The 13,992-nt window shown below is 71.1% G+C and carries 14 protein-coding genes; 2 read left to right on the forward strand and 12 right to left on the reverse strand.

The window, feature by feature from the left end; all coding sequences use genetic code 11:
* Positions 1-3 precede the first annotated feature (3 nt).
* Positions 4-357 carry a metal-sensitive transcriptional regulator gene (locus IF73_RS0119375; RefSeq protein ID WP_031009640.1) on the reverse strand — a complete coding sequence of 118 codons (354 nt, stop codon included), beginning with the start codon at positions 355-357 and terminating at the stop codon, positions 4-6.
* A gap of 196 nt (positions 358-553) precedes the next feature.
* Here IF73_RS0119375 and IF73_RS0119380 point away from each other — a divergent pair, with 196 nt between their 5' ends.
* Entirely contained in the window at positions 554-1,174 is a 621-nt protein-coding gene (locus IF73_RS0119380; protein WP_031009642.1) for a DUF47 domain-containing protein, read from the forward strand.
* Positions 1,175-1,179: 5 nt separating this feature from the next.
* A complete protein-coding gene (locus IF73_RS0119385) occupies positions 1,180-2,178 on the forward strand; it encodes an inorganic phosphate transporter (RefSeq protein WP_031009645.1) in 999 nt (332 codons plus the stop codon).
* 173 nt (positions 2,179-2,351) lie between these two features.
* Here the strand turns inward: IF73_RS0119385 and pstB are convergent, their stop codons facing one another.
* The 11 genes from pstB to mshD form a co-directional block, all read right to left on the reverse strand.
* The gene (pstB, locus tag IF73_RS0119390) at positions 2,352-3,128 is read right to left on the reverse strand and encodes a phosphate ABC transporter ATP-binding protein PstB (protein WP_031009647.1); all 777 of its coding nucleotides are present in this window, start codon (positions 3,126-3,128) and stop codon (positions 2,352-2,354) included.
* Positions 3,129-3,150: 22 nt separating this feature from the next.
* Positions 3,151-4,224 carry a phosphate ABC transporter permease PstA gene (gene pstA / locus IF73_RS0119395; RefSeq protein WP_031009649.1) on the reverse strand — a complete coding sequence of 358 codons (1,074 nt, stop codon included), beginning with the start codon at positions 4,222-4,224 and terminating at the stop codon, positions 3,151-3,153.
* Positions 4,221-5,204, reverse strand: coding sequence for a phosphate ABC transporter permease subunit PstC (gene pstC / locus IF73_RS0119400; RefSeq protein WP_031009652.1), 984 nt, complete (start codon positions 5,202-5,204; stop codon positions 4,221-4,223). The genes pstA and pstC overlap by 4 nt, the downstream gene beginning before the upstream one ends.
* A gap of 104 nt (positions 5,205-5,308) precedes the next feature.
* Entirely contained in the window at positions 5,309-6,448 is a 1,140-nt protein-coding gene (gene pstS / locus IF73_RS0119405; protein WP_031009654.1) for a phosphate ABC transporter substrate-binding protein PstS, read from the reverse strand.
* Positions 6,449-6,697: 249 nt separating this feature from the next.
* Positions 6,698-7,195: an NUDIX hydrolase gene (locus tag IF73_RS0119410; RefSeq protein ID WP_078868148.1), complete on the reverse strand. Its 498-nt coding sequence runs from the start codon at positions 7,193-7,195 to the stop codon at positions 6,698-6,700.
* Positions 7,192-8,193, reverse strand: a complete 1,002-nt coding sequence (locus IF73_RS0119415; protein WP_051717022.1) for a CHAD domain-containing protein — start codon at positions 8,191-8,193, stop codon at positions 7,192-7,194. The genes IF73_RS0119410 and IF73_RS0119415 overlap by 4 nt, the downstream gene beginning before the upstream one ends.
* Complete coding sequence (locus IF73_RS0119420; RefSeq protein ID WP_031009660.1) at positions 8,180-10,423, reverse strand: RNA degradosome polyphosphate kinase; 2,244 nt, start codon at positions 10,421-10,423, stop codon at positions 8,180-8,182. The genes IF73_RS0119415 and IF73_RS0119420 overlap by 14 nt, the downstream gene beginning before the upstream one ends.
* A 244-nt stretch (positions 10,424-10,667) precedes the next feature.
* The gene (locus IF73_RS0119425; RefSeq protein ID WP_031009662.1) at positions 10,668-11,651 is read right to left on the reverse strand and encodes an ABC transporter permease; all 984 of its coding nucleotides are present in this window, start codon (positions 11,649-11,651) and stop codon (positions 10,668-10,670) included.
* Positions 11,648-12,490 (reverse strand): ATP-binding cassette domain-containing protein, encoded by an 843-nt coding sequence (locus tag IF73_RS0119430; protein ID WP_031009665.1) that lies wholly within the window; start codon positions 12,488-12,490, stop codon positions 11,648-11,650. The genes IF73_RS0119425 and IF73_RS0119430 overlap by 4 nt, the downstream gene beginning before the upstream one ends.
* Positions 12,487-12,879: a GntR family transcriptional regulator gene (locus IF73_RS0119435; protein WP_031009667.1), complete on the reverse strand. Its 393-nt coding sequence runs from the start codon at positions 12,877-12,879 to the stop codon at positions 12,487-12,489. The genes IF73_RS0119430 and IF73_RS0119435 overlap by 4 nt, the downstream gene beginning before the upstream one ends.
* Positions 12,880-12,967: 88 nt before the next feature.
* Complete coding sequence (gene mshD, locus IF73_RS0119440; RefSeq protein WP_031009668.1) at positions 12,968-13,897, reverse strand: mycothiol synthase; 930 nt, start codon at positions 13,895-13,897, stop codon at positions 12,968-12,970.
* Between the last annotated feature and the right edge of the window lie 95 nt (positions 13,898-13,992).

A 13,992-nucleotide genomic window follows, 5' to 3' on the forward strand; every position in this document is an offset into this window, starting at 1 on the left:
CGCTCAGGTGCGCAGCATCCGGCCGATCGCCTTGGTGGCCTCCTCGACCTTGGCGTCGAGGTCGCCGCCGCTGCTCGCCGCGTCGGCCACGCAGTGCCTCAGGTGCTCCTCCAGGAGCTGGAGGGCGAAGGACTGCAGCGCCTTCGTGGAGGCCGAGACCTGGGTGAGTATGTCGATGCAGTAGACGTCCTCGTCGACCATCCGCTGCAGACCCCGGATCTGGCCCTCGATCCGCCGCAGCCGCTTGAGGTGCTCGTCCTTCTGCTTGTGGTAGCCGTGCACCCCGTGGGCGTGGTCGGCCGGCTCGACGGATTCGACGGCCTGGGGGGTGACCTGGTCCGCCTCGGTGGTCGTCATCGCGTCCTCCCGTTGTCCAGATAAGGGGTGTATACCCCTCGTGGGTATATGGTACCGATCCCCGCCGTTTGGGGGGCGGGGGTCTCGTGCAGATCACTGTGCCTGATGGGCGACACTGAGAGGACGCCGGTTAGCCGTGGCCGGATGATGCGCCTAGCATCAGCCTGACCGAAACCCAGCACCCCGAGGACCTCACGTGCGATTTCGTCTGACCCCCAGGGAGACGAGCTTCTACGACATGTTCGCCGCGTCCGCGGACAACATCGTCACGGGCTCGAAGCTCCTGATGGAACTGCTCGGAGCGGACGTCTCCGCCCGGGCCGAGATCGCGGAGCGGATGCGGGCAGCGGAGCACGCCGGCGACGACGCCACCCACGCGATCTTCCACCAGCTGAACTCCTCCTTCATCACGCCGTTCGACCGTGAGGACATCTACTCCCTCGCGTCGTCCCTCGACGACATCATGGACTTCATGGAGGAGGCCGTCGACCTGGTCGTCCTCTACAACATCGAGGAACTGCCCAAGGGCGTCGAGCAGCAGATCGAGGTCCTGGCCCGGGCGGCGGAGCTGACCGCCGAGGCGATGCCGAACCTGCGCACGATGGACAACCTCACCGAGTACTGGATCGAGGTCAACCGGCTGGAGAACCAGGCCGACCAGATCCACCGCAAGCTGCTCGCCCACCTCTTCAACGGCAAGTACGACGCCATCGAGGTGCTGAAGCTGAAGCAGGTCGTGGATGTGCTGGAGGAGGCGGCCGACGCCTTCGAGCACGTGGCGAACACGGTGGAGACCATCGCGGTCAAGGAGTCCTGAGCTTCGTGGACACCTTCGCCCTGATCGTGACCATCGGTGTCGCGCTCGGCTTCACGTATACGAACGGCTTCCACGACTCGGCCAACGCGATCGCCACCTCGGTGTCGACGCGGGCGCTGACCCCGCGCGCGGCGCTCGCGATGGCGGCGGTCATGAACCTCGCCGGTGCCTTCATGGGCAGCGGGGTCGCCAAGACGGTCAGCGAGGGCCTCATCGAGACGCCGACCGGCGACAAGGGGATGGGCATCCTCTTCGCCGCGCTCGTCGGCGCGATCATCTGGAACCTGATCACCTGGTACTTCGGCCTGCCGTCCTCCTCCTCGCACGCCCTCTTCGGCGGCATGGTGGGCGCGGCGCTGGCCGGTGGCACGGAGGTGCTGTGGGGCGGCGTCCTCGACAAGGTCGTCATCCCGATGTTCATCTCGCCGGTCGTCGGTCTCGTCGCCGGTTACCTGGTCATGTGCGCGATCATGTGGATCTTCCGCAAGGCCAACCCGCACAAGGCCAAGCGCGGCTTCCGTATCGCGCAGACGGTGTCGGCGGCGGGCATGGCGCTCGGCCACGGTCTGCAGGACGCCCAGAAGACGATGGGCATCGTGGTGATGGCGCTGGTCATCGCGGACGTGCAGCAGCAGGGCGACGAGATCCCGATCTGGGTGAAGATCGCCTGTGCCGTGATGCTCTCGCTCGGTACGTACGCGGGCGGCTGGCGCATCATGCGGACGCTGGGCCGCAAGATCATCGAGCTGGACCCGCCGCAGGGCTTCGCGGCGGAGACCACCGGCGCGTCGATCATGTTCGGCTCGGCGTTCCTGTTCCACGCGCCGATCTCGACGACGCACGTCATCACCTCCGCGATCATGGGCGTCGGCGCGACGAAGCGGGTCAACGCGGTCCGCTGGGGCGTCGCCAAGAACATCATCCTCGGCTGGTTCATCACCATGCCGGCGGCGGCGATCGTCGCGGCGCTGAGCTTCTACGTGGTGCAGCTGTTCTTCGGCTGACGCCGTAGGAAAGTGGTCGGGCCCGGCTCCCCTGGGGGGAGCCGGGCCCTTTCGTCTGGCGGTGGCACCGCCATGCAGCACCGCAGACGCTGTGACCCGGCACCGTGTGCGAGGTGGACCGGGGGCGATGGGGTCGCCCCCGGTGGTCCGTGCACACGGGCGGGACGTCCTGGTTATCCGAAGCGGCCGGAGATGTAGTCCTCGGTCGCCTGGACGCTCGGGTTGGAGAAGATGCGCTCGGTGTCGTCCAGCTCGATGAGCTTGCCGGGCTGGCCGACGGCCGCCAGGTTGAAGAACGCGGTGCGGTCCGAGACGCGGGCGGCCTGCTGCATGTTGTGCGTCACGATGACGATCGTGAAGCGCTCCTTCAGCTCGCCGATCAGGTCCTCGATCGCGAGGGTCGAGATCGGGTCGAGGGCCGAGCAGGGCTCGTCCATCAGCAGGACGTCCGGCTCGACCGCGATGGCGCGGGCGATGCACAGGCGCTGCTGCTGACCGCCGGAGAGGCCGGAGCCCGGCTTGTTGAGGCGGTCCTTGACCTCGTTCCACAGGTTGGCGCCCTTGAGGGAGCGCTCCACGATGTCGGCCAGCTCGGCCTTCTTGTACGAGCCGTTCAGCCGCAGGCCCGCCGCCACGTTGTCGAAGATCGACATGGTGGGGAAGGGGTTGGGCCGCTGGAACACCATGCCGACGGTGCGGCGGACCGCGACCGGGTCGACACCGGAGCCGTACAGGTTCTCGTCGTCCAGCATCACCTTGCCCTCGACGCGGCCGCCGGGGGTGACCTCGTGCATGCGGTTCAGGGTGCGCAGGAAGGTGGACTTGCCGCAGCCGGAGGGGCCGATGAAGGCCGTCACGGAGCGGGGCTCGACGGTCATGGAGATGTCGTCGATCGCCTTGTGGGCGCCGTAGTAGGCGGAGAGGCCGCTGACGTCGATTCGCTTGGCCATAACTAGTTCACTTCCGTTCGGCTCAGCGGCCGGTCTTCGGGGCCTTCCAGCGGGCGATGCCGCGGGCCACCAGGTTGAGGATCATGACGAAGGCGATCAGGACGAGCGCGGCGGCCCAGGCGCGGGCCACGGCGGCGTCGGTGCCGACCGCGTACTGCTCGTACACGTAGAGCGGCAGCGAGGACTGGGCGCCTTCGAAGGGGTTCGGGTTGATGAGCTTCGTACCGAACACGAGGAGCAGGACGGGGGCCGTCTCACCGGTGATGCGGGCGACCGCGAGCATGACGCCCGTGGTGATGCCGCCGATCGCGGTCGGGAGGACCACCTTCAGGATCGTGCGCCACTTCGGGACGCCGAGGGCGAGGCTGGCCTCGCGGAGCTCGTTCGGGACGAGCTTGAGCATCTCCTCGGTGGAGCGGACGACGACCGGCATCATCAGGATGGCGAGGGCCATCGCTCCGGCGAAGCCCGAGGGGCCGAAGCCCAGCATCAGGGTCCAGGTGGAGAGGATGAAGAGGCCGGCGACGATCGACGGGATGCCCGTCATGACGTCGACGAAGAAGGTGACGGCCTTGGCGAGCTTCCCGGTGCCGTACTCGACGAGGTAGACCGCGGTGAGCAGACCGATCGGCGCGGCGATCAGGGTGGCGATGCCGACCTGCTCGAGAGTGCCGAGGAGGGCGTGGTAGACGCCGCCGCCGGCCTCGGCGTCGAGGACGCCGTTCATCGAGTGGGTGAGGAAGTACATGTCGAGTACTTCCAGGCCCTTGCTGATCGTGACCCAGGCGAGGGAGACCAGCGGGATCACGGCGAGGACGAAGCAGACCCAGACGAGGCTGGTGGCGACGCGGTCCTTGGCCTGGCGGGCGCCCTCCACCTTGGTGGTGACGGCGTAGGTGACCAGGACGAAGAGGAGCGCGGAGACCAGGCCCCACTGCACCTTGCTGTGCCAGCCGGCGGCGAGGCCGATGCCGACGCCGGCGGCGATGGAGCCGGCCGCGACGGCGAGCGGGGTCCAGCGCGGGAGGCGGGCGTGGGAGAGCGGACCGCGGGGCTTGGCGAACGTGACCGGGCGTTCCTGGACGGCGTGGCTCATGCGTTGGCCCCCGAGTACTCCTTGCGGCGGGCGATGATCCACCGGGCCGCGCCGTTGACCAGCAGGGTGATGACGAAGAGGACGAGACCGGAGGCGATCAGGGCGTCCCGGCCGAACTCGTTGGCCTCGTTGAACTTCGCTGCGATGTTCTGGGCGAAGGTGCCGCCGCCCGGGTCGAGCAGGTGTCCCGAGAGGACGAAGCTCGGGGAGAGGACGACCGCCACTGCCATGGTCTCACCGAGCGCCCGTCCGAGGCCCAGCATGGAGGCGGAGATGATGCCGGAGCGGCCGAAGGGCAGCACCGCCATCCGGATGACCTCCCAGCGCGTGGCGCCGAGGGCGAGCGCGGCCTCCTCGTGCATCTTCGGCGCCTGGAGGAAGACCTCGCGGGTCACGTTGGTGATGATCGGGAGGATCATGATCGCCAGCAGGATGCCCACGGTGAAGAGGTTGCGGGCGACGCCGTCGGCGGACTTGTCGAAGATGTACGTCCAGCCCAGGTACTGGTCGAGCCACTGGTTGAGGCCGTCGAGGTACGGGACGAGGAAGATCGCGCCCCAGAGGCCGTAGATGATGCTGGGCACGGCGGCGAGCAGGTCGACGACGTACGCGAGCGGCTTGGCCAGCTTGCGCGGCGCGTAGTGCGAGATGAAGAGCGCGATGCCGATCGCGACCGGCACGGCGATGACCATGGCGATGACCGAGGAGACGATCGTGCCGAAGGCCAGGACGGCGATGCCGAAGACCGGCGGGCTGCCGGCCGGGTTCCACTCGAAGGTGGTGAAGAAGTTGGCCTCGTCCTTCGAGACGGCGAGGACGGTGCGGTAGCTCAGGAAGACCGCGATCGCGGCCATGATGACGAGCAGGGTGATGCCGGAGCCCTTGGAGAGGCCGCTGAAGATGCGGTCCCCGGGGCGGGCAGCGCTCGTGGCGCGCCTGCTCCTGTTCTTCTCTGTGGCGGGTGGTGTCGTGGTAACCATCGGTTTCTCCGGTCTGCGGAGCCGTACGGGCTCCTGGCGGCGGTGCACCGGATGCCGGGGGCGGCCTCCTCCACGGGAGGTCAGGGGCCGCCCCCGGCCGGGGTTCAGGACAGGGTCGGGACGATCGCGCGGACCTTGGCCGCGATCTCGGCCGGCATCGGGGCGTAGTCGGCGTCGGCGAGGACCTTCTGGCCCTCCTCGCTGATGGCGTAGTTGAGGAACGCCTTCAGGGTCGGCAGGGTGTCGGCCTTGTTGCCCTTGTCGCAGGCGATCTCGTACGTCACGAGGACGAGCGGGTAGGCGCCCTCGGCCTTGGTGGCGTAGTCGAGGGAGAGGGCCACGTCGCTGCCGGTGCCCTTGACCTTGGCGGCGGCGATGGCCTTGGAGGCGTTCTCCGTGGTCGCGGCGACCGGGGCGGAGGCACCGGTGTTGATGCTGACCGTGGAGATCTTGTTGGCGGTCGCGTAGGAGAGCTCGAAGTAGCCGATGGAGCCCTCGGCGTCCTTGACCGCGGTGGCGACACCGGAGGAGCCGTTGGCGGCCTGGCCACCCTGGGCGGGCCACGACTTGGTCTTCGGGTCGTGCTTCCAGTCGGCCGGGGCGGCGGTGGAGAGGTACTTGCCCAGGTTCTGGGTGGTGCCGGACTCGTCCGAGCGGTGGAACGCCTGGATCGTGCTGTCGGGGAGCTTGGCACCCGGGTTCAGCTTGGCGATCGCCGGGTCGTTCCACTTGGTGATCTTGTTGTCGAAGATCTTGGCGAGGGTGGGGGCGTCCAGGACGAGGTTGTCCACGCCCTCCAGCTTGTAGCCGATGGCGATGGGGCCGCCGACCATGGGCAGGTTGACGCCGGTGCCGCCCTTGCAGATCTTCTTCGACTCGGCGACCTCCTCGTCCTTCAGGGCGGAGTCGGAGCCCGCGAAGGCGACCTGGCCCTGGTTGAACTTGGTGATGCCGCCGCCGGAGCCGATGGCCTGGTAGTTGACCTCGACACCCTCACAGGCGGCCTGGAAGTTCTTGACCCAGAGGTCCATCGCGTTCTTCTGCGCGCTGGAGCCCGCGGCGAGCAGCTGGCCCTTGGCGCCGTCGCACTTGATGTTCGAAGCGGCGGCCGACGTCTTCTCGCCGCCGCCCTTGGTCGGCTCGTTGTTGTCGTCCGAGCCACACGCCGACAGGACGAGCGCACCGGAGACGACGAGGGCACCGATCGCGGAGGCGCGAAGCCCGTTCTTGCGCGAAAGCTTCACTTTCGGGTGTTCCTTCCAGAAGCCGCCGGGCCCGGACCGGGTGTCCGTTGCGTCGAAGGCGGCGCGTGTCGGGTTGTGGGTGCATCGTCAGGCTCCGTGCACCCCGTAAGGCCGAAATTAGGCAGATCAGGTGAAGCCGCCAACCGTGGAGAGTGAACGCGAGGTGAACCGTGCCGTAAGCCACGGTGCGGCCGGGCGCGCGGTGCCGTCCCGGCCGCCCGGTGGGGGCACGGGGTGCCGGGGCGGGCCCTAGGGCCTGTCTGACAATTCCCGCCGGGTCCGGCCCGTCCGGCACGCACGCTCGCCGCACGGCAGAAACGCCCAAGTAGCTCCGCTACGAGGGCGCCCCTGCCGCACGCCGATCGCACGCACCTGACGACCCGGCCTGCGGGCACGGGCCTCCGCCGGCGGCAGCCAGCGCAGCCGGTCCACCTCCCGGCCCGGGACGAAGGCCCCGCCGAGGGCGCGGGCCGCCCAGTAGGCGACCTCCTTGGGACGTCCGTCCACGGCGTACCGGACCGTGGGCAGCCGGCGGCCCAGCTCGCAGCGGTGCCCGGTCTCCTCCAGGACCTCCCGGACGGCGCACGCCTCGGCGCTCTCGCCGCGCTTCCGCTTCCCCTTGGGGTGGGACCAGTCGTCGTATTTCGGCCGGTGGACGAGCGCGATCTCGATGGCCCGGCCGTCCTCCGCCGCCGGGCGCCAGAGGACGCAGCCGGCGGCGAGGACGGGAGGGGCGCCGGGGGTCATGGGACCGGGACGGTGGCGGTGCGCCAGGCGTTCTGGAAGGCGAAGCGGGCGGCTTCGACCTCGTGGCGCTGGTCGGCGTGGAGGACCCCGAGGGCGTACGCGGTGGCGGGGGCGATGCGGGGGGTGCGGGCCGCGGCGGCGGCGGCCGCGGCGGCCTCGGCCGCGTCGCGGTGCCGGTCGAGGGCCCGGGCCGCCTCGTACAGCAGGGCGTCCGGTTCCCGGCCGAGGGCCGTCACCTCGGTCGCGTACCGGTGCAGCCGGAGCAGCAGCCGGGTGTGGTGCCAGGGCGCGTCCTGGTTCTCGCCGGCGGCCAGGGCCAGCGCCTCCGCGTTGTACGGGTGGGCGGCGCGGGTCAGCGGCAGCGCCTCGACCGCGTCGAGGAGGCGGCGGCGGGCGACCGAGGCGGAGGCGTCGAGGACCTCGGGGGCGGGGGCCGCGCCGGCCGGGCCGAGCGGCACCTCGGAGGCGAGGAGGGCGACGGCGTCGGCGAGCGCGTGGAAGCGGGAGGAGCCGAGGGCCTGCAGGGCGGCCGAGTGGGCCCGGGTCCTGGCCAGGGTGAGCTGCCGCTCCAGCAGCGCGCCGGCCCGGGCGGCGCCGATGGTCAGCCCGGCGCTCTCCGAGCCGCGGGCGGCCGGCACCGGGCCGCTGCCGCCGGCCAGCCGGTTCAGCGCGTCCATCAGCCGCACCAGCCGGGAGGTGCACGCCTGCTCCTGGGCGAGCGTGCCGGAGAGCCAGGCCAGCTCGGTGCGGAGCTGGTCGGCCCAGGCCGCGTCGAGCAGCGGCCGGTAGGTGTGCAGGCTGCCGCTGATGCGGCGGGCGGCCGCCCGCAGGGTGCCGGCGGCCTCCTCCGCTCCGGCCGTGTCCGCGCCGCTCTCACCGTGCTGCCGCAGGCCACGGAGGAAGTCCGCGGCCCGGGCGTGCAGGTAGGGAGCCAGGACCTCGCCCGCGGTCACGTCCTGCGTGGACGGTGTGGACTGCGTGGGGTCAAGGTTGTGCACGCCGGCGCCTCCGCGCGTCGATGAGCATCTCCTGCACGTGCCGCAGCGGCTTGCCCTCGGGGTCGGTCGCGTGGCGCGTCCAGTTCCCGTCCGGGCCGAGGTGCCAGGAGGAGGTGGTGTCGGACATCCCGGTCTCCAGGAGCCGGGTGAGGGCCGCCCGGTGGGCGGGGTCGGAGACCCGGACCAGGGCCTCGATGCGCCGGTCCAGGTTGCGGTGCATCATGTCGGCGCTGCCGAGCCAGACCTCGGGCTCGCCGCCGTTGCCGAAGGCGAAGACCCGGGAGTGCTCCAGGAAGCGGCCGAGGACGGAGCGGACCCGGATGTTCTCGGAGAGGCCGGGGACGCCGGGCCGTACGGCGCAGATGCCGCGGACCCAGACGTCGACCGGGACGCCGGCCTGGGAGGCCCGGTAGCAGGCGTCGATGACGGCCTCGTCGACCATCGAGTTGACCTTGATCTTCACGTACGCGGGCCGGCCCGCCCGGTGGTGGGCGATCTCCTTGGTGATCCGGGAGACCAGTCCGTCGCGGAGCGACTTCGGGGCGGTCAGCAGGCGCCGGTAGGTCTCGCGGCGGGAGTAGCCGGAGAGCCGGTTGAAGAGGTCGGAGAGGTCCGCGCCGACCTGCGGGTCGGCGGTGAGCAGGCCGAGGTCCTCGTAGAGCCGGGCCGTCTTCGGGTGGTAGTTGCCGGTGCCGACGTGCGAGTAGCGGCGCAGCAGCTCGCCCTCCTGGCGTACCACCAGGGACAGCTTGCAGTGGGTCTTGAGGCCGACGAGGCCGTAGACGACGTGGCAGCCGGCCTCCTCCAGCTTCCGCGCCCACTTGATGTTGGCCTGCTCGTCGAAGCGGGCCTTGATCTCGACGAGGACGAGGACCTGCTTGCCGGACTCGGCGGCGTCGATGAGGGCGTCGACTATCGGGGAGTCGCCGGAGGTCCGGTAGAGCGTCTGCTTGATCGCGAGGACGTCGGGGTCGGCCGCCGCCTGCTCCAGGAACGCCTGCACGGAGGTGGAGAAGGAGTCGTACGGGTGGTGCAGCAGCACGTCCCGCTCGCGCAGCGCCGCGAAGATGTCGGGCGCGGACGCGGACTCGACCTCGGCGAGGTCCCGGTGGGTGCCGGCGACGAACTTCGGGTACTTGAGCTCGGGCCGGTCCTGCGCGGCGATCCCGAAGAGCCCGGTCAGGTCGAGCGGGCCGGGCAGCGGGTAGACCTCGGCGTCGGAGACCTTCAGCTCGCGGACCAGCAGGTCGAGGACGTACGGGTCGATGGACTCCTCGACCTCCAGGCGGACCGGCGGGCCGAAGCGGCGCCGCATGAGCTCCTTCTCCAGGGCCTGGAGCAGGTTCTCGGCGTCGTCCTCCTCGACCTCCAGGTCCTCGTTCCTGGTCACCCGGAACATGTGGTGCGCCAGCACCTCCATGCCGGGGAACAGCTCCTCCAGGTGCGCCGCGATGACGTCCTCCAGCGGCACGTACCGCTGCGGGGACGCCTCCAGGAAGCGGGAGAGCAGCGGCGGCACCTTGACGCGGGCGAAGTGGCGGTGGCCGCTGACCGGGTTCCGCACGACCACGGCCAGGTTGAGGCTCAGGCCGGAGATGTACGGGAAGGGGTGCGCCGGGTCCACGGCGAGCGGGGTGAGGACGGGGAAGATCTGCTGCCGGAAGAGGGTGAAGAGCCGGGCCTGCTCCTTCTCCGTGAGGTCCGGCCAGCGCATCAGGTGGATGCCCTCGTCGGCCAGCGCGGGGGACACGTCCTGCTGGAAGCAGGCGGCGTGCCGGGCCATGAGCTCGCGCGAGCGGGTCCAGATGAGGTCGAGGACCTCGCGGGGCTGGAGGCCGGAGGCGGAGCGGGTGGCGACGCCGGTGGCGATGCGGCGCTTGAGGCCGGCGACCCGGACCATGAAGAACTCGTCGAGGTTGGAGGCGAAGATCGCGAGGAAGTTCGCCCGTTCGAGGAGCGGGGTGTTCGGGTCCTCGGCGAGTTCGAGGACGCGCTCGTTGAAGGCGAGCCAGCTGCGCTCGCGGTCGAGGAAGCGGCCCTGGGGCAGCTCGGCGGAGGCGTCCTCGTCGACCTCGTACGCGTCGATCTCGGAGTCGAGGTCGGGTTCGAGATCGCTGACGGCTCCGCCGTTCACGGCGAGCGGGCGGTGCGCCGCTATGGAACCCGGGGACGGCTGCGGGGACGCGGTGGCGGAGGTCTGGACCGGGACCTCGGCGGGCTGCTGGCTCATGGACCCATTCTTCCGCGCGAAAGGGTCCTCGGGCGCGTCGGAGCGGGCCGTGGGGGAGGGCAGTCTCCCCTTGGGGAGTCTTCCCGGGGAGGGAGCCCCGCCAGGAGTGATCACGGATCGCTTCATTGCGTGAGCGTCGCAAGCGCGTCTGAATGGCCGGTAACGACGACATGTCGTACGGGAATCGGGGGCGGGGCCTGTGACAGCCCCCGCCCCCATTTTCACCCGTCCGGGTGATGGGCCGCTACGGGTGGCGGGCGCGGAGCACCCGGAAGGCGGCGTAGGCGGCGAGGGCGGCGACGGTGAGGACGATGCCGGTCTCGATGAGCTGGGTGGGCCAGAAGTGGGAGGAGGGGTGGTAGTCGATGAACTGGGTGGTGACGTCGTGCTCGGCGTAGCACTGCTTCTCCACCTTCTCCCACAGCCCGGGCTCGGCGTCGGACCCCGGCGTCGCGTTCGCCCGCTTCCAGCAGATCGACGGGTCGAACGACGCGCCGGACGAGGTCAGCATGCCGCTGTCCATGTGGAGGTAGTCGGGGGAGAGCCCGGACCGGCCGCCGAGCGGGAAGGTCTCCCGTTCCGTCGGCAGGAGCGACCAGCGGTACCCGTTGAAGACGGCGATCAGCGAGCCCATGACCAGCGCCGCGACGGCCATGGCCGGGACGGTGCGCCGGACGAGCTGGCCGACGAGGGCGCCGAAGGCGACGGCGGCGAGGACGTACGCGAAGACGGTGACGCCGGTCGCCGCGTAGGTCCCCGCGTGGCTCCAGTGGTAGTCCCAGCCCTCCCGGACGCCGAGCCGGCCGAACCAGAAGATCCCCATGACGGCGAGCGCGGCGAGCACGCCGGCGACGAGGGCGGCGGTGAGCTTGGAGCGGAGCCATTCGGCCGGACCGACCGACTGGGTGAGGGAGAGCTGGTACGTCCCCGACTCGTACTCGCGCGCCACCATCGGGCCCGCGACGACGGCGGCGACGAGGCCCGACAGTGCGATGCCGGCGAAACCGACGTACTCCAGGAACCAGCGGAGCATCAGGTAGCCGTCGTTGTCGGGGGACGCGGCCCAGACGCCGTCCTTCATGGGGGACACCGGATGCCGCGCGGCCCAGATCCGCAGCCCCGCGACCACGGCCAGCGCGAGCAGCGCGAGCGCGCCCGCCAGCCACAGCGTCCGCCGGTACTGGCGGAGCGTCACCCAGGTGGGGCCCTTGGGGGCGAGGGTGCTCATGCGGGGGCTCCTTCGGGGTGGCGGAGGTGGGCGAGGAGGAGTTCCTCCAGGGAGGGTTCGCTGGTCTCCCAGGGGCCTTCGACCGGCCCCTCCCGCCGTACGAGCGCGGTGAGCTGACGGCCCGTCGTGCGGGTCTCGACGACCGTGTGCGGGGCGAGGTCGCCGACCGGGCCGCGCAGCAGGGTGTGCGCGGCGAGCAGGTCGTCGACGGCGCCGTCGAGGCGGATCCGGCCCCCGGCGAGCAGCATCAGGTGGTCGCAGGCGCCCTCCAGCTCGGTGAGGATGTGGGAGGACATGACGACCGTGGTGCCGCGCTCGGCGGCGTCGGACATCAGCAGGCCCATCAGCTGGTGGCGGGCGAGCGGGTCGAGGTCGGCCATCGGCTCGTCCAGGAGGAGCAGTTCGGCGCGCTTGCCGAGGGCGAGCGCGAGGGCGACGCGGGTGCGCTGGCCGCCGGACAGGTGGTGGACGAGGGTGTCGGAGGAGAACCCGCCGCCCTCGACGGCCCGCAGCGCGGCGGCGTCGTCCCAGCGGCCGGGGTTGAGCTCGCGGCCCATCCGGAGGGTGTCGGCGACGGTGAGCCGGGGGTGCAGCGGCTTGGCCTGGGCGACGTAGGCCAGGTCCTCGCGGGCGGGGGCCGTGATCGTGCCCTCGGTGGGGCGGAGCAGGCCGGCCGCGAGGGCGAGGAGGGTGGACTTGCCGGCGCCGTTGGGGCCGACGAGCGCGCAGATCCGGCCGGCGGGGAGGGCGAAGTCGCATTCCCGGAGCGCCCAGCCGCCCCTCCGGCCCCCGTACTTCCTGCCCAGGAGCTCCGCTCCCAGGACCGTGTGCGTGGTCACCTGTCCTCGTCCCCCTCGAAGTGCTGTGTCAGTACGGCGGTGAAGAGCGCCGCCATGTCCTCGCGGTCCAGCCCCGCGGCGCGGGCCCGGCGGGCCCAGGCGTCGAGCTCGCCCCGGAGGGGGGAGTCGGCGGGGGAGGTGGTGCCGAGCGTGGCGCGGACGAAGGTGCCGAGGCCGCGGCGGGCTTCGACGAGGCCCTCGCGTTCGAGTTCGCGGTACGCCTTGAGGACCGTGTTCGGGTTGATGGCCGTCGCCTCGACGACCTCGCGTGCGGTGGGCAGCCGGTCGCCCGGTTCCAGGAGGCCCATGCGGAGGGCCTGCTTCGTCTGCTGGACGATCTGGAGGTAGGTGGCGACGCCGCTGCGCCGGTCGATGCGGTACTCCACGATGCCCTTCCACCACCCTTTCACTAATCAAGTAGTGAAAGGGTGGTGCAAGAAAGGGGGCGGTGTCAACCGCCCCCTGCCGGCTCTCGGTTCAGGACTCCGAGCGGTACATCAGGTCGACCTCGTGGGTCCGGAAGCCGAGCCCCTCGTAGACCCGCACCGCCGCCGTGTTGTCGGCGTCGACGTAGAGCATCGCGGTCGGCAGCCCCTCCGCCGCCAGATGCCGCAGGCCGGTCGCGGTGAGCGCCTTGCCGAGGCCGCCGCCCTGCGCCTCCGGGAGGATCCCGACCACGTACACCTCGCCGAGGCGCTCCTCGGCGTGGACCTTCGTCCAGTGGAAGCCGACCAGCTCGCCGTCCTTCTCGGCGAGGAAGAAGCCCTTCGGGTCGAACCACGGCTCCGCGATCCGGTCGTCCAGGTCGCGCTGGACCAGCGAGCCCTGCTCCGGGTGGTGGGCGAAGGCGGCGGCGTTGACCGCGAGCCAGGCCGCGTCGTCCTGACCGGGGACGAAGGTGCGGATCGTGACGCCCTCGGGGAGCACCGGCTCCGGGATGTCCAGCGGGGCCAGCGGGCGGCGCAGCTGGCGCAGTTCGCGGAAGAGGGTGAGGCCGAGGACCTGGGCGAGGTGCCGGGCGGAGGGCTTGCCGCCGTGCGCCCAGACCCGCAGCCGCTTGCCGGAGGCGGCGAGCAGGGCGGTGCCGAGGGCGCGCCCGTGGCCGCGGCCGCGCTGGTCGGGGTGGATGACGAGCTCGGCGGCGGGCGCCTCGACCGGGTCGGTCTCCTCCAGCTGGGCGTAGCCGTGGAGGCGGGGGCCGACGGTGAGGAGGAAGTGGCGCACTCCCTCGCGGCGGCCGTGGCGGAGGTAGAGGCGGCCCTGTTCGGACACGGCGTGCACGCCGTCGGCGCGGTCCGCGGAGGCGAGCAGGTCCATGACCTCCTGGACCTGCTCGGGGGTGAGCTCGTCGTACGTCTGGATCTGCCGTCCCGGTTCGAGGGCGGGCGCCGCGTCGGAGGAAGTCATGGCTCCGAGCCTACGGCGAACACTCCGTCAGCCGGAGGCAACTGTCTTGTAACCAGCTACCCCCTGTTGCGCTACGCGCGTTGACCTTAGGCTGC

The sequence above is a fragment of the Streptomyces sp. NRRL F-5727 genome (assembly GCF_000719555.1).
Taxonomy (GTDB): domain Bacteria; phylum Actinomycetota; class Actinomycetes; order Streptomycetales; family Streptomycetaceae; genus Streptomyces.